Annotated in this window: 33 protein-coding genes; 27 read left to right on the top strand and 6 right to left on the bottom strand. The window is 49.1% G+C overall.

All coding sequences use genetic code 11. From position 1 onward, the window contains the following. Positions 1-81 precede the first annotated feature (81 nt). From FEM41_RS20140 to FEM41_RS20130, 3 genes are all read right to left on the bottom strand, one after another. A complete protein-coding gene (locus FEM41_RS20140) occupies positions 82-1,101 on the bottom strand; it encodes a ParA family protein (protein WP_138097955.1) in 1,020 nt (339 codons plus the stop codon). A 181-nt stretch (positions 1,102-1,282) separates the two neighbouring features. Further along, positions 1,283-2,044 carry a KilA-N domain-containing protein gene (locus FEM41_RS20135; protein WP_138097954.1) on the bottom strand — a complete coding sequence of 254 codons (762 nt, stop codon included), beginning with the start codon at positions 2,042-2,044 and terminating at the stop codon, positions 1,283-1,285. A gap of 32 nt (positions 2,045-2,076) precedes the next feature. Beyond that, the gene (locus tag FEM41_RS20130) at positions 2,077-2,805 is read right to left on the bottom strand and encodes a LexA family protein (RefSeq protein ID WP_138097953.1); all 729 of its coding nucleotides are present in this window, start codon (positions 2,803-2,805) and stop codon (positions 2,077-2,079) included. Positions 2,806-2,907: 102 nt separating this feature from the next. Between FEM41_RS20130 and FEM41_RS20125 the strand changes: the two genes are divergently transcribed. From FEM41_RS20125 to FEM41_RS20035, 20 genes are all read left to right on the top strand, one after another. Next, positions 2,908-3,111: a Cro/CI family transcriptional regulator gene (locus tag FEM41_RS20125; RefSeq protein ID WP_138097952.1), complete on the top strand. Its 204-nt coding sequence runs from the start codon at positions 2,908-2,910 to the stop codon at positions 3,109-3,111. A 129-nt stretch (positions 3,112-3,240) separates the two neighbouring features. Next, positions 3,241-3,540: a CII family transcriptional regulator gene (locus FEM41_RS20120; RefSeq protein ID WP_138097951.1), complete on the top strand. Its 300-nt coding sequence runs from the start codon at positions 3,241-3,243 to the stop codon at positions 3,538-3,540. Continuing rightward, on the top strand, positions 3,498-4,298 hold the full coding sequence (locus FEM41_RS20115) for a GIY-YIG nuclease family protein (protein ID WP_241666535.1): 801 nt from the start codon (positions 3,498-3,500) through the stop codon (positions 4,296-4,298). The genes FEM41_RS20120 and FEM41_RS20115 overlap by 43 nt, the downstream gene beginning before the upstream one ends. After that, positions 4,298-5,170, top strand: coding sequence for a hypothetical protein (locus tag FEM41_RS20110; protein WP_138097950.1), 873 nt, complete (start codon positions 4,298-4,300; stop codon positions 5,168-5,170). Before FEM41_RS20115 ends, FEM41_RS20110 begins: the two co-directional genes overlap by 1 nt. A gap of 2 nt (positions 5,171-5,172) precedes the next feature. Beyond that, positions 5,173-6,021, top strand: coding sequence for an ATP-binding protein (locus FEM41_RS20105; RefSeq protein WP_138097949.1), 849 nt, complete (start codon positions 5,173-5,175; stop codon positions 6,019-6,021). Continuing rightward, complete coding sequence (locus tag FEM41_RS20100; RefSeq protein WP_138097948.1) at positions 6,018-6,236, top strand: hypothetical protein; 219 nt, start codon at positions 6,018-6,020, stop codon at positions 6,234-6,236. Before FEM41_RS20105 ends, FEM41_RS20100 begins: the two co-directional genes overlap by 4 nt. Further along, positions 6,233-6,541 carry a helix-turn-helix domain-containing protein gene (locus FEM41_RS20095; protein WP_138097947.1) on the top strand — a complete coding sequence of 103 codons (309 nt, stop codon included), beginning with the start codon at positions 6,233-6,235 and terminating at the stop codon, positions 6,539-6,541. The genes FEM41_RS20100 and FEM41_RS20095 overlap by 4 nt, the downstream gene beginning before the upstream one ends. Further along, complete coding sequence (locus FEM41_RS20090; RefSeq protein ID WP_138097946.1) at positions 6,538-6,843, top strand: hypothetical protein; 306 nt, start codon at positions 6,538-6,540, stop codon at positions 6,841-6,843. The genes FEM41_RS20095 and FEM41_RS20090 overlap by 4 nt, the downstream gene beginning before the upstream one ends. 38 nt (positions 6,844-6,881) lie before the next feature. Further along, on the top strand, positions 6,882-7,217 hold the full coding sequence (locus tag FEM41_RS24990) for a DUF7301 family protein (RefSeq protein WP_241666534.1): 336 nt from the start codon (positions 6,882-6,884) through the stop codon (positions 7,215-7,217). A gap of 162 nt (positions 7,218-7,379) precedes the next feature. Then, positions 7,380-7,547 (top strand): phiTE_015 family protein, encoded by a 168-nt coding sequence (locus FEM41_RS25285; RefSeq protein WP_479680762.1) that lies wholly within the window; start codon positions 7,380-7,382, stop codon positions 7,545-7,547. Between the two features lies 1 nt (position 7,548). Beyond that, positions 7,549-7,755 carry a hypothetical protein gene (locus FEM41_RS20075; RefSeq protein WP_138097944.1) on the top strand — a complete coding sequence of 69 codons (207 nt, stop codon included), beginning with the start codon at positions 7,549-7,551 and terminating at the stop codon, positions 7,753-7,755. A gap of 2 nt (positions 7,756-7,757) precedes the next feature. Further along, positions 7,758-7,952 (top strand): hypothetical protein, encoded by a 195-nt coding sequence (locus tag FEM41_RS20070; protein WP_138097943.1) that lies wholly within the window; start codon positions 7,758-7,760, stop codon positions 7,950-7,952. Positions 7,953-7,962: 10 nt separating this feature from the next. After that, on the top strand, positions 7,963-8,406 hold the full coding sequence (locus FEM41_RS20065; protein ID WP_138097942.1) for a NinB/YbcN family protein: 444 nt from the start codon (positions 7,963-7,965) through the stop codon (positions 8,404-8,406). Continuing rightward, positions 8,325-8,585, top strand: a complete 261-nt coding sequence (locus FEM41_RS20060; protein ID WP_421804479.1) for a NinE family protein — start codon at positions 8,325-8,327, stop codon at positions 8,583-8,585. The genes FEM41_RS20065 and FEM41_RS20060 overlap by 82 nt, the downstream gene beginning before the upstream one ends. Continuing rightward, the gene (locus tag FEM41_RS25280; protein WP_479680760.1) at positions 8,549-8,761 is read left to right on the top strand and encodes a protein NinF; all 213 of its coding nucleotides are present in this window, start codon (positions 8,549-8,551) and stop codon (positions 8,759-8,761) included. The genes FEM41_RS20060 and FEM41_RS25280 overlap by 37 nt, the downstream gene beginning before the upstream one ends. Further along, positions 8,730-9,023, top strand: a complete 294-nt coding sequence (locus FEM41_RS20050; protein WP_138097939.1) for a DUF1364 domain-containing protein — start codon at positions 8,730-8,732, stop codon at positions 9,021-9,023. Before FEM41_RS25280 ends, FEM41_RS20050 begins: the two co-directional genes overlap by 32 nt. Beyond that, on the top strand, positions 9,020-9,382 hold the full coding sequence (locus tag FEM41_RS20045) for a RusA family crossover junction endodeoxyribonuclease (protein WP_138097938.1): 363 nt from the start codon (positions 9,020-9,022) through the stop codon (positions 9,380-9,382). The genes FEM41_RS20050 and FEM41_RS20045 overlap by 4 nt, the downstream gene beginning before the upstream one ends. Beyond that, entirely contained in the window at positions 9,379-9,585 is a 207-nt protein-coding gene (locus tag FEM41_RS20040) for a protein ninH (RefSeq protein WP_138097937.1), read from the top strand. The genes FEM41_RS20045 and FEM41_RS20040 overlap by 4 nt, the downstream gene beginning before the upstream one ends. Next, entirely contained in the window at positions 9,582-9,755 is a 174-nt protein-coding gene (locus FEM41_RS24635) for a hypothetical protein (RefSeq protein ID WP_168198832.1), read from the top strand. Before FEM41_RS20040 ends, FEM41_RS24635 begins: the two co-directional genes overlap by 4 nt. Further along, positions 9,752-10,243 carry an antiterminator Q family protein gene (locus tag FEM41_RS20035; RefSeq protein WP_138097936.1) on the top strand — a complete coding sequence of 164 codons (492 nt, stop codon included), beginning with the start codon at positions 9,752-9,754 and terminating at the stop codon, positions 10,241-10,243. The genes FEM41_RS24635 and FEM41_RS20035 overlap by 4 nt, the downstream gene beginning before the upstream one ends. A 659-nt stretch (positions 10,244-10,902) precedes the next feature. Here FEM41_RS20035 and FEM41_RS20030 read toward each other — a convergent pair. From FEM41_RS20030 to FEM41_RS20020, 3 genes are read right to left on the bottom strand one after another with little or no spacing between them, the layout of a single operon-like run. Next, positions 10,903-11,181, bottom strand: coding sequence for a hypothetical protein (locus FEM41_RS20030; RefSeq protein WP_241666533.1), 279 nt, complete (start codon positions 11,179-11,181; stop codon positions 10,903-10,905). 1 nt (position 11,182) lies between these two features. Next, complete coding sequence (locus FEM41_RS20025; RefSeq protein WP_138097934.1) at positions 11,183-11,677, bottom strand: hypothetical protein; 495 nt, start codon at positions 11,675-11,677, stop codon at positions 11,183-11,185. Between the two features lie 8 nt (positions 11,678-11,685). Beyond that, positions 11,686-12,063, bottom strand: a complete 378-nt coding sequence (locus FEM41_RS20020; RefSeq protein ID WP_138097933.1) for a hypothetical protein — start codon at positions 12,061-12,063, stop codon at positions 11,686-11,688. Positions 12,064-12,280: 217 nt separating this feature from the next. Between FEM41_RS20020 and FEM41_RS20015 the strand changes: the two genes are divergently transcribed. The 7 genes from FEM41_RS20015 to FEM41_RS19980 all read left to right on the top strand — a co-directional run bounded on the left by FEM41_RS20015 (position 12,281) and on the right by FEM41_RS19980 (position 16,395). Beyond that, the gene (locus FEM41_RS20015) at positions 12,281-12,523 is read left to right on the top strand and encodes a phage holin (protein ID WP_168198831.1); all 243 of its coding nucleotides are present in this window, start codon (positions 12,281-12,283) and stop codon (positions 12,521-12,523) included. Between the two features lies 1 nt (position 12,524). Continuing rightward, entirely contained in the window at positions 12,525-13,028 is a 504-nt protein-coding gene (locus tag FEM41_RS20010; RefSeq protein ID WP_138097931.1) for a lysozyme, read from the top strand. Then, positions 13,018-13,488, top strand: coding sequence for a lysis protein (locus FEM41_RS24985; protein WP_241666532.1), 471 nt, complete (start codon positions 13,018-13,020; stop codon positions 13,486-13,488). Before FEM41_RS20010 ends, FEM41_RS24985 begins: the two co-directional genes overlap by 11 nt. Positions 13,489-13,660: 172 nt before the next feature. After that, a complete protein-coding gene (locus FEM41_RS19995) occupies positions 13,661-14,185 on the top strand; it encodes a KilA-N domain-containing protein (protein ID WP_138097928.1) in 525 nt (174 codons plus the stop codon). Between the two features lie 196 nt (positions 14,186-14,381). After that, a complete protein-coding gene (locus tag FEM41_RS19990; protein ID WP_138097927.1) occupies positions 14,382-15,353 on the top strand; it encodes a phage head spike fiber domain-containing protein in 972 nt (323 codons plus the stop codon). A 5-nt stretch (positions 15,354-15,358) separates the two neighbouring features. Next, positions 15,359-15,637: a hypothetical protein gene (locus tag FEM41_RS19985; protein ID WP_138097926.1), complete on the top strand. Its 279-nt coding sequence runs from the start codon at positions 15,359-15,361 to the stop codon at positions 15,635-15,637. A 242-nt stretch (positions 15,638-15,879) separates the two neighbouring features. Beyond that, on the top strand, positions 15,880-16,395 hold the full coding sequence (locus tag FEM41_RS19980) for a hypothetical protein (RefSeq protein ID WP_138097925.1): 516 nt from the start codon (positions 15,880-15,882) through the stop codon (positions 16,393-16,395).

Here is a 16,395-nt window from a genome sequence, read left to right as displayed (position 1 = left end):
ATTTTTATGGGAAAGCAGGCCTAAATTGGATCCGGGAAATTGGCAAAAGAAAACCCGGCGCGGTGGCCGGGTGGGGGATGCTTAGAGCTTGCTAACCATTGTATCAATAGCATGTAGGCAGGACGCTTTGTAAGGTGCGTTAACTTTTATTCGTCGGTTCATAACTCTTACGCTGCCTGAGGGTAGCGTTGAAAAAGGGCATCCTTTTGCAAATGCAACGACTCCGGTAGTCTGGAAATCCTTGATGTTAACCACTCCATCACTTACAGATTGGAAAGCGAAAATTTGCGGATGACTTACCAGTAACTGCTGAATGTCATCGTCGATGGAATTAAGCACAGCAGCATAGGCTGAAGCTGGTCCCATGTACTGGGTTAGTCTATTTTTTGCGATCATGTGGACCTTTGGGAGTGGCCTCCCGACAGCATCAAGCTTATTTGCAAAGGCATATGATGCATAGATGTCTGATGGCAACTTAAGTCCATAAATCAAAGAGAAGGCATTCTGTATAGCTCTCCTGGAAGAATCGTCAGCCATAACGGGTAAGATTAGTTTCTCTACCGCAGCCAAGGCAATCTGAGTATATATGGAGAAACTAGGATTGCAGTCAATGAACAAAACATCATATTCATTCTGCAGGCCATCGATAATGTCATTAATCCAATCGATAATGCTAACCCATGCGTTTGTTCCTGGTATTTGTTGATTGGCTAGGGTATTTATTGCATTGGCCTGCAATTCAAGCAAGGGATCTCCACATATCAATGAGATATTGGCTGGGATATTCTCATTGAATGACCTGGGGTGGGTAAGATAGTTGTGCGCATCGAAATTTGGCTTTTGATATGGCGTAGGCAATCGCATCTGGAAGTAGCCGCCAAGCGTGCAGCGATCGTTAATGTCATGCCTTGCCAATAAATTAACACTTCCATTTCCAACCAAGCCACCAAGGAATAATTCAGAAAGGTTGGCCTGTGGGCAAACATCAATCACCAAAATTCTCTCTAAAGGATGAGTTTCCGAGTATCGGCATATGGCCTGAAAAGATAGGCTTGTCTTCCCTGTACCGCCTTTGTTATTCCAAATTGCATATTTTTTCATTCCCAACCTCGGTTAACGATATCACTAGTGGTAAACAGTTTACCAAGAATGACATCGTTAACCGCTGCGGTCAACCAATAGTGGTAAACCGGTTACCGAGAGTGACGCCGTTAACCAGGAAAAAGGCCGCACCTCTGCGACCCTTCATATGAAAACCCGGCGCGGTGGCCGGGAATAACATTTAGGAATCAAGGTCAGGTAGCATGATTTTCTCAATCAACGTCAATGCCATTTTGTCTCGTTCAGCAAAATATTTAGGAGCGTACTGAGGCAGCCACACTTCATTGAAGTGTTGTTTGAAATCTGCAAGATATTCGTTTGGGTATAGACGTACCGGGAATGTCCGGCCATCTGGGTACTCATGGTTATATGTTGGGAATGTCTTCGGCTCAACACCCCGGTTGTCACGGAGCCATTGCGAGAAGACCCTACCTTCTGAAATATCAGGGACCATTTTTTCAGGCAGCGTATATCCGGCCTGTTCAAGTGGCGCAACCAAGTTAAATGTCAGTTCATTAAGCATAGAAAAGTGCGTATGAGGAACCCTGCCTCGGTTTGTCATATACCGCTTAAGGTGGATAGGGAGTTCGGTAGGCGCTCTTTCTCCTGACATCCACTCACGCACCCATCTCGATACTTGCACTGCAAATTTTGGCGATAGCCACTGAGCTAAATTAATTGCGATGTCTGGATGAACCCAGGTCCCTTGATTCTCTGCTCTTCCGCCTTTAAATGATTGAATTAACTCCGATATGGGAATCCCCATATCGCGTGATAATTCATCAAAAAAATCTTGTGTTGTTTTTAGTCGTGTATAGTCAGCAAGTAGCTTCCCCGCAGACTTGCACATTGCGGTGGCATTGATGTATCCGTCTTTGGTGCGAAGATGGATGACTTGTCCATCAACTTCTCTAGCGATTAATGCAAGTTGAAACTGTGTCATAAATCATCCTATTGCTGTGAAAAATAAAATAATCACCCAAACGTCTCATCAGGCCACTGCGCCTTCACCACTCTTCCGATTACGTGACAGTTCTCGTTGCACTCTATGGGCTGGTAGCGGTATCTGTCGGGGTTAAGAGGCTCAAGCCATCCCTTGCCGTCGTCCCAGACAAACTTCTTAAACGTTACTTCGGTGTCGCCAAAAATCCCCGCCACACAGAAATCGCCTGGCCTAACATCTTCAGCCGGATCTACAAGTATCAGCATTCCCTCCGGAAAGCTGGGCTTCACTCCAGATGGGGCGGTCATTGAATGACCTACAACCCTAAGCCAGAACGACTGTTCGCTGGCTTTTTTTGTGGTTGATATCCATGCCTGGGCCTCTTTCGCGGTGTATGTACCAACATCGGCAAACGCGCCAGCCTGTACTGAGGCTAAAAGAGGGTATTCGTATTCCTTCCTTTTCCCTTCGGCTGTTGGTGAGGAAACTGATTTATACATGTCCTCTATTTCCCTTGCCAGGGATGGGCTGAATTCATAAACGCTTACCCCTAAAATCCTCGCAAATGCGGCAGCGTTGCTGTGATTTAAGGCATTCACTCCGTTCAATAATGAGGCAACAGCCGACTGACCGATCCCCATTGAATCAGCAATGGACTCCTGAGACAGCCCAAGAGATGACTTTTTGCTCATATAAAGAGACTTGAGGCGACTTGCGTCCTCTTTTTGCTCATCTGTTAATGGTTTCTTTTTCATGCTCATGGCTTAAATTTAACACCGGAAGGGATAATTTAACTAACACCGCATGTGTTGACATGAATACCTCTGGCGGTGATAATTGACTTATGGACTAAGGAGAACGATATGGTTCAACGAATTAAGCTTGAGGATTACGCTAAGCGATTCGGCCAGACCAAGACAGCTAAGGCTCTTGGTGTTTATCAAAGTGCAATAAACAAGGCCCTTTTCAGCAAGCGGAATATCACTGTAATTGTTCATGCTGATGGCTCTGTATCAGCAGAAGAGATCAAGCCATTCCCAAGCGTGCGCAGAGACTCAGCAGCATAAGCAACATCACTTCACAACGGACATTCGTCCTACGTCGCTGAAAAGCGAACCATACCTACCACAAACACCAATGGTGCATACACCCGTATGCGTCACATAACCACATATTCAACATGGAAATTTTACGAAATGGAAAACGCAAGCTACAGCAAACCAACTGCGCGTGAAATCGATCGCGCTGAAACCGACCTGCTAATCATGCTCTCCCAGCTTACCGGGCGGAAGTTTGCCGACCTGGCCGGGTGGCATGAATCGAAGGTAAGCAGGATGAACTGGCGGGATATCGCAACGGTATTTTGCATCGCCAGGATGGCGGTAGAGGTCAGTCCATTGGGACGGGCTATTCAGGATGCCTATCAGGCTATCGGAAAGAAAAAATCCCCGGTGTGCAAGACCGAGGATTTAGACCAGATATCGATGGAGTTTTAAAGCAACTCACAGAGGTAATTATGCCCTTAAATGACGATCTTGTAAAAGAATGCGGGTATGAATTTATAAAGGAAGAAGTAAGAAGGCTGGAATCAAAATACTCCATGCCAATAGATATTAGCGGGCCAGTTAAAGAAAGCATCAATACAAAAGGTTGGGTGTACATATTGTCCAACCCATGCATGCCTGGGCTGTTGAAAGTTGGCATGACAACCACCTCGCCAGAAATGAGAGCCAAAGAGATATCTTCTGCAACCGGCGTTCCGGATAAATTTCTCGTAGAGGCATCTTACTTTTCTGATGACCCTCGCGGCGACGAGGCCCGCATACATGCAGCGCTGAACGATTACCGGATTAATAGCGGGAGAGAGTTTTTTCGCTGCTCATTGGATGTTGTCGATGAGATATGTCGCTCATTTTGTCTTTGCGAATCCAAGTCAACACTGGAAGAAGTTGCAGATAACTACTCCATTATCTGCGCAGCAAAACCAATACAAATGAACCTTCACGAATGGTTTGAGGAGCTCTGCGTAACATCTGTTGGGTGCAAGACAAACGCACTAAGGCTCATTTTTGAGCTCGGATGTGAGCGTCTTGATGAAATCTCCAGGGATGGCATTTCGATAATTATCGAAGACGGCGGCCCAAGAGGAATCCTGACCGAATCTCACCAGAGCAACCTTGCCTACCTTGAAGAGCTTCACGAAAAAGCAATGCAAACGGGCATTTATGGCCCAAGACTGCCGGGAGGATTTTAATGGCTCGCTCAAGAAACATAAAACCTGGCTTTTTCACTAATGATGAATTAGCCGAGTGTTCTCCATATGCCCGCCTTCTTTTTGCCGGGTTGTGGACTATTGCTGACAAAGAAGGGCGATTGGATGATCGCCCAAAAAAGGTTAAAGCGCTTGTCCTACCGTTCGACAACGTTGACTGCGATGAACTCCTTCAGCAGTTATATCAGCGTAAATTCATCAACCGTTACCAGGTTAATGGAGATGGATTTATCCAAATCTCAAACTGGAAGAAGCACCAGAATCCTCACTGCAAAGAAGCTGCAAGTGAGATACCAGAACCAGTAGAGAACAATGACAGCACCGGACAAGAACAGTGCAAGGACGATAAAGAGGAAGATAAGAAGGATGCAAAATCACCTCAAGTCATTGAAAACAATGAGACACCAGAAAAGCACCATGCAAGTACAGTGCAAGAACCAGTAGAGAACAATTTAAATCCTGCTGATTCCCTTAACCTGATTCCTGATTCCCTTAACCTGATTCCCTCTGTTAACACCCAAGCCGCTGACGCGACTTGTTCCGATGAGTCAGGGGCAACAATTCATCAGATGGCTAGCCGATATGCATTCGAAGGGAATGTGGTGAGACTAAACCAAAAGGACTTCGACTCCTGGAAAGCTCTGTTTTCAAATATCGATCTCGTTGCTGAGCTTACCCGACTGGACATGGAGTTCACCCGCGAGAAACCTAAAAGCTGGTTCAACACTGCCAGCGCCAAGCTGAACTACCAGAATAAAAACGCATACCGAGCCCCTGCAAAGCGGGCCGTTAACGAGAGCTTTGCCACTAAAGACTACGGCCAGACTGAAATGCCATCCTGGGCGACGGAGTGACCATGGACATCAACGAGAAAATTTCCAACGTGGAGAGAAAACTCTCCGAACTGAGCAAGCCGCCTGCGGATATCCCGCACAGCACAGTTGAAATCGTAGCTGCTCACTGTGAGTCGCACGGTGAGTACGAGCAGCGAGTTAGGACGATTACCGGGATGATCAAGATTCCTCCAAACCATACGGAATGCCCTGGCTGCCTGAGAGAGCAACTGGACGAACTACACAGAGAGCGGGAGCAGATTGACGCTGAAGCACGACGCCGAACTATCGAGCGCCTGAAGTTGGATTTTCGCGTTCCTGAGCGATTCGCTGATTGCACTCTGGATAACTACGTTCCTGGTTGTGATGACGCGAAAAAGGCACTCAGGGTGTGTCAGGCATACGCCTCAAAGTGGCCTGATCGCCTCAAGCGCGGCGGCGGACTGGTTATGTGTGGTAAGCCTGGTACTGGCAAGAATCACCTGGCGTTGGCTATTGCACAGCACGTCATCGAGAAGCACCAGAGCACGGCGGTATTCACTACTGCCCTGAAAATTGCCCGCGAGTACAAGGCAACCTGGTCGAAAAGCGCAACTCGCTCCGAAGACGATGTTATCCGCCAGTTCACCCGGCCAGACCTGCTGATTATCGATGAAGTCGGCGTCCAGTTCGGTAGCGAAGCTGAGAAGCTAATCATGTTCGAAATCATCAACACCCGTTACGAACGCATGCGCCCCACGATTCTGATTAGCAACCAGAGCAAAGAGGAGCTATCCGCGTTCATCGGTGAGCGGGTGATAGACCGCATGAACGACGGAGGCGGATGCACGCTGGCATTCACGTGGGATAGCTACAGGGGGAACAGAGCATGACACCGGAAATGAGAAATGCCCTGCGCTGCTGTGCAAGGGAAGCACTGAACGAGGTGAAGAAGGCTTTTGCCGATAATACCAGCGTCAACAAAGACAAACTGAGCCGCCCGATTCTGCTCAAGCACTACGAGCGCATCAAACCCCTGGGCATATCGTTTGTCTGGCTGCTGTACACCATCGGCGTACTGAATGGCGTTCTGGAGGACCGCTCATGAACAACTACGAAACCATCATCAAATTCATCACCGAGAATCCCGGAAGCGGCCTGGCCGAATTGCAGAGACATACCAGAATCAGCAGGTCGTCTCTTACATCGTCATTGAGCAGGCTGGCGGAGCGAGGATATCTCTGGCGCACCAGAACGGGCGGGCGGTTTATCTATTTCGAGAGCCGAGCCGTGGCTATTCAGCATGGCGCAACTACCGGAACAGTTCTGAATAAACCAATGAAATTCGGATGCACTAACGAGCTAACCGCGCTGTTTAACCGCTGTCTGGCAGCAGCAAGGAGTGCTGTATGAGTTTCATCCGTAGGCTCATTGCCGATAACCGGCGCAGCAAGATGGTTGTTACAGAATATACGCACGACCCGAAAGAGCGGACGGAAACAACAAAATACCTGCTGAGCCATCACAGTTCAGCGCAAAGAACTACCCTGGAGCAATACCTGACAATATCCCGAGACGGTTACGGCCATATTGATATTTCAGTAGCGCTCGATGATTTTCCATCTGGTTTAAGCGAGCGGGAGTCAATGCTGAAACTTGCCGACTGGCTTCACAGGCTCGGAGTGGCAATTGAAGATAACTGGAGCACACCTTAACAGGCTCGCAAAAGCGGGCCTTTTTAATGGAGGGGAATATGTCAACGCACAGAGAACTATTTAAGTCAGACGTTGCTGAAAGCCGCGCAAGATTTAAAAAATATTACAGGTCATCTTCACTGCCAATGCGCGAGAAATTCAAGCATCGCCCAAAAGAACCACATTACCCCAGAGACAGGGTTCTACAAAAGATTATCAATCGGGATATGCAATACAGGATGAACCAGATTATTGACACGGTTAATGGAGGGGAAAGTGGAAAAGATGCTGTGCAACACCGTCACCATGAATCTGTTAGTGCTGGCGGTCAGGGTTATCAGGAACAAGTCGAACAAACACTTACCGCCGTAGGCATCAAGGTGGAGGCTAAGTGATGGCAATCATAACCTTAGATCGTGTTCGACGCGTGCGTCACCTGCTGGAGACATACGGCATGCCGCTGCTTTACTGCCCGGAATGTGGTGAATACCTGGAGGGTGGTAGCGGAGAGCTTCAGGACTGCCATTGCGGATGGAAGCAGCCAACTTACGAGGATAATGTGGCAGGCGAGCAGGGAGTCTATAGAGATAGTTATGCCTGAGAAGGGGATTATCGAGGACGAAAACATCCCTGACCTGTGCGACTGGGACATGGGGCGAAATACTGGCATTGAAGAATGCGAAAAGGTAATTCGCGCAGCCGGACTAAAGGTAAGGAGTGAGTGATATGGCGCAACGAACAATCACACTATCCCGCCGACAGTATCGACTGATATGCGACGCCCTGGTTAACGCCGTCAACATGAAGCAGCAGTTGTTAGCAATCGTCGATGACGGAACCGAGCATTCCAAAGACGCATCATATAACGCTTTAACCACGCTTCAAGTCATTGAGAAACAGTTATGGGAAGGAACCGGATTAAGGGATAAATAATCATGAGAAAGAGCAAAGCAGAGAAATTATTTTGTGACGCCATTGAGGCGCTACGGAAATGTGGTGAAAGCCCTGAGAATTATTGTCTGAGTTACATGCGTGGTTATATGCACGTACATAAAAAATCGGAATACCTGCATGAGTGGGAAGATGGAACCATGCGCCTCAAGTTGACAGAGGGCGAGCAAATCCACTGAGGAGGCAACAATGCAGGAGTTCATTCTGCACGAAACGAATAAATCGCAATTCTGGTCAGTCCTCAAAGAGAAAATATCTACTGGTAAGCGCTGGCGTATCGAAATGTCAGAGTACCGCGCCAAACGCTCAATCCCTCAAAACTCACTCAGTCACATGTGGTATGCCGAAATCAGCAAGCAACTGGTTGCCACCGGCAGAGACTACTGTACTCCGGAGTGGGTTAAACGGAACCTGAAAAAGACGTTCCTCGGATATCGCGAGGTCGAAGACACCGACCTGAAAACCGGGGAGGTTGAAACCAGATGGGAATTGAAGAAGACGTCAGAACTGGACACCGGAGACATGCACTACTACCTGCAACAGGTTGAAGAATGGTGTTTCTCGATGGGGATAGAACTGACCATTCCAGAGAATTGCGAGTATCGAGAACTGCAACGGAGGCAAAACGCATGAAGCGGCGGCGAAGCCCAGCCCAGATAGCCATAGACAACACGATATTCCGACCCACCAAACTCTCCCGCAATAAACCCAAACCAATTCCAACCGCCAGCGAAGTCCAGACGTTCGATTACGTCTACGGCCTGCTGCGTGCGAAATGGGACAGGATGAGAACCAGGAGGCAGAGATGCTAACCCATGAACAGGCTCAACAATACGAGCGTAACAGCGTCAGATGCGTTGTATGCGATGACGAATTGAGGGCAGATGAAACGTATTGCTGTGGATTCTGCGAGTCTGAGATGTGCGACCCGAATTTTGCGATGGTGGAGGTGGAGGATGGCAAATCTTCGCAAAGCAGCCAGGGGTAGAGAATGCCAGATTCGAATACCCGGAGTGTGCAACGGAAACCCTGAAACATCTGTACTGACTCACTACCGGATGTCTGGAACCTGTGGTGTTGGATGCAAGCCGGACGACACTCAGGGCGCCATCGGGTGTAACTGCTGTCACGATGCTGTAGATGGCCGGATAAAGACGCCGTTCACTCATGATGAATTGAGGCTGATGCATGCTGAGGGTGTGCTCAGGACGCAGGCCATCTGGATTAAGGAGGGGCTGATAAAGACATGAATGAATATCAGTTTGTTCTACCGTACCCGCCGTCTGTTAATAACTACTGGAGACGGAAAGGACCGCAATATTTCATCAGCAAAAAAGGGCAAGAATACAGAAAAATAGTGCAGCAAATAATTTTTGACCAAGACCTTGACATATACACCAACTCCCGCCTCCGAATAAAAATCATCGCAAACGCTCCAGATAACAGACGCCGAGATATCGACAACATTCTCAAGAGCCTCCTGGATTCTCTCGTCCACGCCGGGTTTGCGGAGGATGACGAACAGTTTGATGACATTCGCGTAATTCGTGGAGAAAAAGTGCCTGGTGGCAGGGTTGGAATAAAAATCACTGAACTGGAGGCGGCATGAGGCACTTCATCACAATCCCTGAGTTGCTCGAATCATCACGGGGTAGCGTGAAAGCAGTTGCTGAGCGTCTGGGATGTGACAGACACACAGTCAGCAAATACGCGAGAGACAGAGAGGCCCAGAGCCATGCGGTGGTAAATGGTCGGCTGATGGCGGTATTCGGCAAGCGCGGTAAGCATCGACATGAATCGGAGGCGGTATGAGCGTAACGAGCATAGAAAGTCGACGGGCGCAGCGTGAAAAGGATATTGCGGAGATAGAACGCCTCCAGGAAGCCAATCAGCGCTATTCAGCAATCATTGACGGCAACAACGAGCGGATCAGAGAGTTGGTAAACCGGAACAACATGAACAAGCCGGGAGGTGCTGCGTGAGCGTTGGAGAACTTGAGCTAACCAAAGAGCAACACGACTGGATTAACGGATGGCTTGAGCTATGGGGGGCATGGGTGTATTCAGGGCGCCTGGAGAAACGCAGGGGAAGCATGATATCCAGATTTATGGAAAGCGTCGAGCCATCCCGGATAATGACAAGGCCGATGTGTAATGACGATGACGGAATGTTGATTTCTCAGGTCGTAGATTCCGTTATGTGCATTGACAAAAAGGCCCTTGGCATTCTGCTTAGCTACTACTCTTGTGGTGCATCAAAGAGAGCAATTGCATCTTATTATCACAAGACTGCAAAGCCACGCAAAATAGACAGGGGAAGGAGAGGGGAGGGATGGCGAAAACCATCCGAGGAAACATGTCGGAAAGAGGTCGCCCAGATACTGAATGCAAGCTTGTATTTATTGCACTATCCGCTGCAATCTGCTTTTAAAAATCGCAAACGGGTAGAGAAAATTAAACATGTTGCATAAAACCTCTTGACCGCTTTTACCTATTTACCCATAATATAAAGGTAAGCTGCCGTTAGTGACTCTTAAGTTGCTGCGGCGGCTTTTTTATTGGCGAAATCTGGCAAGGGCATCTCCCTACGACAGGCTCATAACCTAACCCGTGGCGGTTAATTGTTGCAGCAATTATCAGGTGCCTTTTCCAGTTTTCGTCATAGTTAGCGGCTGTTTTTATCATCTAAAGACAAATGCAAACGATGAACAATTCCTGGCAGTAGCCTAACGGCCAAACACCAGCGAGGTCTTCCGATTCCTCGTCAACGAATTCGGCGCAGTGGCCCGCTGTGATTAATAACGGGCGCCCACTCATGAGAGCATTGTGCGATGTCGGAGATCGCCAGTCGTTAGCCCCACGAAACGGGGCGCATCACAGAAAAGAGCATTAGTCGGAACGGCATTCAATGGCCCGGAATAGCGATGGTGAAACGCGTCATTGAGTGTGGCAACGCCTGTCAGTGCTCTTCTCTGTGGTGATGCACCAATTATTCAGGCTTGCTTCGGCGGGCCTTTTTGCGGCAGAAATGAAAATCCCCACCGAAGTGGGGAACGCTAGCCATGAGATTCAAACCTCACTTTAAATACGGTTCAGCCCTACTAACGCAGGGAACAATACAGACATACAACTATCTGTCGATTGAGTCAAGAAATGGTTTAAGGCCAAGGCAAAATGCGTTGAACTCCTCCGGCGTTACTGTCGCCGCTCTGTTTGTGCGAGAGCCTGCCAAATCAGAGTTACCTGTTGCGTTTTTTGTTGCACCGGCGCCTCGAATAATTGCGTCAGCGCGACTTTTTGAGCATGGCACTCCGCCCGTGGAGATAATCTCCGATATGCTGTGCCTGTTCATAATTCCAATAGCTCCGGCTATCAGTTTGAGGTTGATTGTGAGTTGTTTGTTGTCCATATCAGTCAACTCCTCCGCCTTTTTTCATGCGGTACTCGTAGTCTGCGTCCCTGGCGGCTTTTAGCGACTCATCGGTGATGCCGTATGGCAACTCCGTCTCATTGCCATAAATATCAATGACCATGCCATTTTCAACTACGCAAAACCGTTTTCCGTCTATGTCGTACCATTCGAATTTAAAATTTTTCAGGTCATACCTGATATCGGAAAGATTGGGAACGCGGGTGGCTGGCCACATAATCCTCTCGTACCCTGGTGCGCCTTTCAGGTATTTGGCAATTTCTGTTGATTGAGTAATAATCCTGTGCGCTTCTGAGTGACATAGAGATAGCATGGCTCTGATAACTCCATCTGGGATTGTGCGCTCGCCATTGGCCCACTGGCGCACAGACCTGTCGTTTATCATGAATTTTTGGGCAATTTCAGATTTCCAGTGCGTTCCATACATCAGGGTCCCGAGCTGATTGATCAGCTCTACTTTTTCGTCATTATCCATGATTTACCTCAGTCTCTGTAAATGTATACATTGTGGCCGCCGCCATGATTCAGGAGCACAGCGTTGTCGGAAAGCGCTGATACCGTTTGTATAAGTTCGATCTGCTCATTGTGAGCATCCAGCCGATACTGTCGACCTGTTCTGAGCCACATCATCAAGTTGTAGTCTGCCTGATAACCTAAGATTTCGACCGCTTCATCTCTGGTGTATTTTCTTTTCGAACTAAGGGCCTCACGACGATCGTGGTTTATTCTTGCTTCAACCTTTATTGATTCGAAAACTGCCTTCAGCGCTTCCGGGAAATACTGCTTTGCATTTCCTCCGAAATTTTTTGCACCTCGGCGAGAGAGTTTCCATGCCCTTTCAAAAATTTCTGACTTAGTCATTTCATTATCCTTTTGACTGTTGAGAGTTGGTGTATTCCCCCTCTCCTTGAAATGAATAATACTATGTACCGAAAATCGGTACAAGTTATTTTTAGTGATTTACATCACAAACCTGAATTTGGCCGCAGACATAACCCTCTAGATAAACCTTTTCCCCTCGTGTCTGACGGCCTTCTTTTAACTACACGACAGCACCCCGATCCGCTCGGAGGTGAGAATGAAACATATGAGCAAACTAGCATCTGGCGCGGCTTATGGAGCCTCGGCTGGTACTGTTGCCAATGGTCTCTTAACCCGGTTAAGCCCGGATGAATGGAGTGCTATCGGCGTCATTGCCGGTATTTTCGTTGCACTCCTGACGTTCGCTATCAACTGGTACTACAAGCGCAAAAGCACCCTGGCAAAAATTCAGGCATATCAGCGCTGGCTCAACATGAATAACATCGAAGACGAGGATTAACATGGCATTCAGCCCTTCACTGAAGAGAAAGCTCATTAGCGCCGCTGGCGCTGGGGCGATTGGTATTGCCACGCTATTCCTCGGCGGCAAAGATGGCGTTGAGGGTCGAAAGTACGAGGCGTACAAAGACGTCGCTGGGGTATGGACGGTATGCGACGGTCACACCGGGAAAGACATCGTAATTGGCAAGGCGTACACGGATACTGAGTGCGATCGCCTGCTATGGAAAGACCTGCAACCGGTGAAGCGCTCTGTTGATGCTCAGGTGAAAGTGCCGCTTAACGAATACCAGCGGGCGGCCCTGTACAGCTTCGCTTATAACGTTGGAACAGGTGCATTCTCGAAATCGACGATGCTTAAGAAACTGAACGCCGGTGACCAGGTGGGAGCATGTGAAGAAATGCGCCGGTGGGTCTATGCAGGCGGGGTGAAATGGAAGGGTCTACAGAACAGGCGAGAGATGGAGCGTTCAATGTGCCTGGCGGCAGGTGCGGATGATATCTAAAACAAAGGTCGCATTCTGGGCGTTACTGTCAGCCATCGTAATCACAGCATTTGCTCTCGCAAGCCACTATCACGGCAAGTACACGGAAGAACGGAGCAGGGCTAACGCTGCTGAGAGCCTGGCAAAGACCCGACAGGCTCAGATTAACGGTCTGGTTGCCGCTCAGAAAGGGGTGGCGGAAATTGATGAACGCTACACAAAACAACTCAAGGCGAAAGACGATGAGATTGCCTCTCTGCGTGACAGGGTTGATTCTGGTGCTGTCCGGCTGCGCGTCAAAGCAAGCTGCCCTGACAGATTGCCCGGCACCACCTCCTCCCCCGGCATGGCTAATGCAGGAGCCGCCGAACTATCTCCAGACGCTCGACAGGATTATTACACCCTCAGACGCCAGTTAGAGACGGCAACGGCTCAGATTGGCGGGTTGCAGGACTACATCAGGACTCAGTGCCTCAAATAACAAGCCTCGGTTAGCCGGGGCTTTTTTGTATCTGAATTTCACCGCGCACTCACCGCGCATTCCAACCCCGAGACCATTCACAAAAGCGACCTCTGAGAACGCCATCGCAGCATGGTGCGCTCGGGTATGGCCGTTCTGGTGAGCAGAGGTCTCTTTTTTGAAGGTAATCACCATGCAATATCCAACCGTAATTGTTAATGGCGTATCTGTTCGAGTAGATGAAGAAGGGCGCTACAACCTGAATGATCTACACGCAGCAGCAGTATTGAAAGGCGAGGCCACAGAAGCGCAGCGACCAAGTAAATTCATGCGTAGCTCTCAAATTGGGCGATTTGCCGAATCATTAACCAAAGCCCAAAAAAGGGCTTCGGTAAAAATCATTAAGGGTGGCATTGAATCAGGCATTTGGGGGCTTGAGCTAATCGCTATTCGCTATGCAGCCTGGCTGAATCCTGCCTTTGAAATTCGGGTATACGAGACATTCCGTGAGGCTGTGCTAAACGGAATATCCAGCATGACCATGCTTAACAGACTCGACTTGCTGATCACGAATGAAAAGCAGGAGGTAAGCGAGTGTGCTCGCAAGATGAATCGCTGGGGTGTCGGTGGTAGGAAGAACATGCTTGAAACCACCCGGCAGAACCTAATTGACCAGATGGACCCCGACATGGTCGCAATCATGCAGGGAGCAGCGTAATGAACGAACAGGCAAATAAAGTCCTACGGGCGGCCATCCCTCAGCCTCCTCCCGAGGGGATTCAGGAATGAATGGTTTATAAAATCCTGTAACGGTCAGCGAATAATTGGCCATCGCAGAGTTTTATGTAAGTTTTTGATGGTGCGGTTTCGAAATTACCGAGGCTGTATCCCAGCAATCCAGAGGATTATTCTGTATGCGTGGTCTATACATCCCAAGTGCGCCAGTTCTGGGCAATATTTCGGCCGGTGCTGGCGGCGGCGCTGATTTGAGCGATATTGATTTAACTGCCCAGACTCTCGACAGCCGCATCAAATATCAGTGCGCGTCAAATCACGCATATTACGCAGCAGACGGGACGATTCAGTTTGCTGAGCCTGATATCTGGCCGCTCGAATATAGAGACGGCGTAGTAGTCGGCAGGCATGAGCCAGAGCGGCAGGCTACAAATTTACTCACGCATGCTACGAATTTTGGTGAGTGGCGAGCTGCAAATTCATCAGTTACTAATAGTGATGAGATGCTATTCGCAAATGAACATGCACAGTTTGTTACCGCAACAGCTACAGCGACCTATACCCGCGTTTACCAGACCCCTGCGCTGGCCGCGGGTGATTGCGTGTTTACGCTCTACGTTAAACCCGGCACAACCAGTTATCTCCACGCTACACTGGAGGATTCAACCCGGCAAAATTCGTCACATTTTTACGCTGACCTGATCGACAAAACCGGGGGAATAATCAGCGCAGTTGGCAGCCTGCCTGTTGTTGTAGCTGTGCGTGAATTTGTTGACGGCTGGTTCATTGTTACAGCAACCGCATCTCTGCCGGTCAGCTCCTCATATTTCGTTTATTTCGGCGCGGCGCACACCGCTAAATCAGTAGCGGCCACGGCTGGAGATTCGATCGTCGTCGGATTCGCGCAGGTTGAGCAATCAGCGATTATGACGTCACCCATTCATACAGACTCTGCCTCGACAACCCGCGCCGCAGCATTCGCGAGCGTCCGCATTTATCCGGGTCTGAGCGGGCTACGCATCACATACACAGACGGCACAACAGATACGGTGACGTTACCGGCTGAGGCGGGCGACTGGTATCAACTCCCGGCCCCGGCATTACCCTGGTCCACTCGCTACATTCGGCGTATCAGCTATTTCAAGGAGTGATTATTATGCGATATCTGCAATTCCCTGATGAGCCCACAGCCAAAAAATCCACAGGCTGGTGGTCTAAAAAATCAGGCTGGATAGCGCCAACGCCAGCATTACAAATAGCGGTTCGTGGCGTGCTCTATAACGACGATGGCGTTTATGACGAGACGACGGGCGAATGCATCACACCGCCGACACAGCGCCCGGGATTTCATGTCGACGTGATTTATGGCGATATTCCTGCGGCGGCACAGCGGTACATCGTTGTGCCTGATGACCCCGATTTTGTACTGGCGTGAGGGACGTAACGTGACAACAGCAAAAACATTAGATCAAACAGCCGTACAAATTACGAATGGCGACAACTATGCGCACGTCACTGTTACGAGCGGGACTGTGCTGTACGCGACTGAGTCAAATAGTGAGGCGTGGCACCATCTCGCCAGCGGGGTAATGACCGTTACTCCACCGCTTTCGGTTTGGGTAAGAGCCGGAACAGGTGCAACAGCTAAAATTCAGGTAACCAACTGGGTATAAAAAAATGGCAAAACCAGACTGGGAGGCCATCGAGTCGGCTTACCGGGCTGGCTCGCTGTCCATTCGTGCAATAGCCGAAAAGTATGGAGTAAGCGACACTGCGATAAGGAAGCGAGCAACGCAAAATGGTTGGCTAAGGGACCTGACAGAAAAGGTCAAGGAAGCGACCAGATTGAAATTGGTTCGCAGCGAGGTTCGCAATGACGGTTCGCGCGAACATGTGCGAACTGACGATGAGATTATCGATGAGGCATCCGAAGCTGCTGCTGATGTAGTTCTTGGTCACCGGATGGATCTAACCCGATGGCGGCGTATTGCTAACCGACTCGGCGACTTCCTGGAAAGTGTCGATTTTACCGAAGATAACCACGCATCTCTTTCCCGCTCTCTCGTCGCTGGCGTAGATGCTCAGGTGAAGATAATCAAAGCTGAGCGCGAGGCCTACAACATCGACTCTGAGAAGAAGAGTGACGAGACAGAATCCTTGTCTTCAATGATGGATGAATTAGCTAAGGGGTGA

It is taken from the genome of Jejubacter calystegiae (genome assembly GCF_005671395.1).
GTDB classification, from domain to species: Bacteria; Pseudomonadota; Gammaproteobacteria; order Enterobacterales; family Enterobacteriaceae; genus Jejubacter; species Jejubacter calystegiae.
Note: the sequence above shows the minus strand (reverse complement) of the source record. Positions and strands in the feature narration are given on the sequence as shown.

Excerpts from the sequence above, each read along its gene's own strand:
- FEM41_RS20140 (WP_138097955.1), bottom strand. The coding sequence starts at position 1,101 with ATGAAAAAATATGCAATTTGGAATAACAAAGGCGGTACAGGGAAGACA.
- FEM41_RS20135 (WP_138097954.1), bottom strand. The coding sequence starts at position 2,044 with ATGACACAGTTTCAACTTGCATTAATCGCTAGAGAAGTTGATGGACAA.
- FEM41_RS20130 (WP_138097953.1), bottom strand. The coding sequence starts at position 2,805 with ATGAGCATGAAAAAGAAACCATTAACAGATGAGCAAAAAGAGGACGCA.
- FEM41_RS20125 (WP_138097952.1), top strand. The coding sequence starts at position 2,908 with ATGGTTCAACGAATTAAGCTTGAGGATTACGCTAAGCGATTCGGCCAG.
- FEM41_RS20120 (WP_138097951.1), top strand. The coding sequence starts at position 3,241 with ATGGAAAACGCAAGCTACAGCAAACCAACTGCGCGTGAAATCGATCGC.
- FEM41_RS20110 (WP_138097950.1), top strand. The coding sequence starts at position 4,298 with ATGGCTCGCTCAAGAAACATAAAACCTGGCTTTTTCACTAATGATGAA.
- FEM41_RS20105 (WP_138097949.1), top strand. The coding sequence starts at position 5,173 with ATGGACATCAACGAGAAAATTTCCAACGTGGAGAGAAAACTCTCCGAA.
- FEM41_RS20100 (WP_138097948.1), top strand. The coding sequence starts at position 6,018 with ATGACACCGGAAATGAGAAATGCCCTGCGCTGCTGTGCAAGGGAAGCA.
- FEM41_RS20095 (WP_138097947.1), top strand. The coding sequence starts at position 6,233 with ATGAACAACTACGAAACCATCATCAAATTCATCACCGAGAATCCCGGA.
- FEM41_RS20090 (WP_138097946.1), top strand. The coding sequence starts at position 6,538 with ATGAGTTTCATCCGTAGGCTCATTGCCGATAACCGGCGCAGCAAGATG.
- FEM41_RS24990 (WP_241666534.1), top strand. The coding sequence starts at position 6,882 with ATGTCAACGCACAGAGAACTATTTAAGTCAGACGTTGCTGAAAGCCGC.
- FEM41_RS25285 (WP_479680762.1), top strand. The coding sequence starts at position 7,380 with ATGTGGCAGGCGAGCAGGGAGTCTATAGAGATAGTTATGCCTGAGAAG.
- FEM41_RS20075 (WP_138097944.1), top strand. The coding sequence starts at position 7,549 with ATGGCGCAACGAACAATCACACTATCCCGCCGACAGTATCGACTGATA.
- FEM41_RS20070 (WP_138097943.1), top strand. The coding sequence starts at position 7,758 with ATGAGAAAGAGCAAAGCAGAGAAATTATTTTGTGACGCCATTGAGGCG.
- FEM41_RS20065 (WP_138097942.1), top strand. The coding sequence starts at position 7,963 with ATGCAGGAGTTCATTCTGCACGAAACGAATAAATCGCAATTCTGGTCA.
- FEM41_RS20060 (WP_421804479.1), top strand. The coding sequence starts at position 8,325 with ATGGTGTTTCTCGATGGGGATAGAACTGACCATTCCAGAGAATTGCGA.
- FEM41_RS25280 (WP_479680760.1), top strand. The coding sequence starts at position 8,549 with ATGGGACAGGATGAGAACCAGGAGGCAGAGATGCTAACCCATGAACAG.
- FEM41_RS20050 (WP_138097939.1), top strand. The coding sequence starts at position 8,730 with ATGGCAAATCTTCGCAAAGCAGCCAGGGGTAGAGAATGCCAGATTCGA.
- FEM41_RS20045 (WP_138097938.1), top strand. The coding sequence starts at position 9,020 with ATGAATGAATATCAGTTTGTTCTACCGTACCCGCCGTCTGTTAATAAC.
- FEM41_RS20040 (WP_138097937.1), top strand. The coding sequence starts at position 9,379 with ATGAGGCACTTCATCACAATCCCTGAGTTGCTCGAATCATCACGGGGT.
- FEM41_RS24635 (WP_168198832.1), top strand. The coding sequence starts at position 9,582 with ATGAGCGTAACGAGCATAGAAAGTCGACGGGCGCAGCGTGAAAAGGAT.
- FEM41_RS20030 (WP_241666533.1), bottom strand. The coding sequence starts at position 11,181 with ATGGACAACAAACAACTCACAATCAACCTCAAACTGATAGCCGGAGCT.
- FEM41_RS20025 (WP_138097934.1), bottom strand. The coding sequence starts at position 11,677 with ATGGATAATGACGAAAAAGTAGAGCTGATCAATCAGCTCGGGACCCTG.
- FEM41_RS20020 (WP_138097933.1), bottom strand. The coding sequence starts at position 12,063 with ATGACTAAGTCAGAAATTTTTGAAAGGGCATGGAAACTCTCTCGCCGA.
- FEM41_RS20015 (WP_168198831.1), top strand. The coding sequence starts at position 12,281 with ATGAAACATATGAGCAAACTAGCATCTGGCGCGGCTTATGGAGCCTCG.
- FEM41_RS20010 (WP_138097931.1), top strand. The coding sequence starts at position 12,525 with ATGGCATTCAGCCCTTCACTGAAGAGAAAGCTCATTAGCGCCGCTGGC.
- FEM41_RS24985 (WP_241666532.1), top strand. The coding sequence starts at position 13,018 with ATGATATCTAAAACAAAGGTCGCATTCTGGGCGTTACTGTCAGCCATC.
- FEM41_RS19995 (WP_138097928.1), top strand. The coding sequence starts at position 13,661 with ATGCAATATCCAACCGTAATTGTTAATGGCGTATCTGTTCGAGTAGAT.
- FEM41_RS19990 (WP_138097927.1), top strand. The coding sequence starts at position 14,382 with ATGCGTGGTCTATACATCCCAAGTGCGCCAGTTCTGGGCAATATTTCG.
- FEM41_RS19985 (WP_138097926.1), top strand. The coding sequence starts at position 15,359 with ATGCGATATCTGCAATTCCCTGATGAGCCCACAGCCAAAAAATCCACA.
- FEM41_RS19980 (WP_138097925.1), top strand. The coding sequence starts at position 15,880 with ATGGCAAAACCAGACTGGGAGGCCATCGAGTCGGCTTACCGGGCTGGC.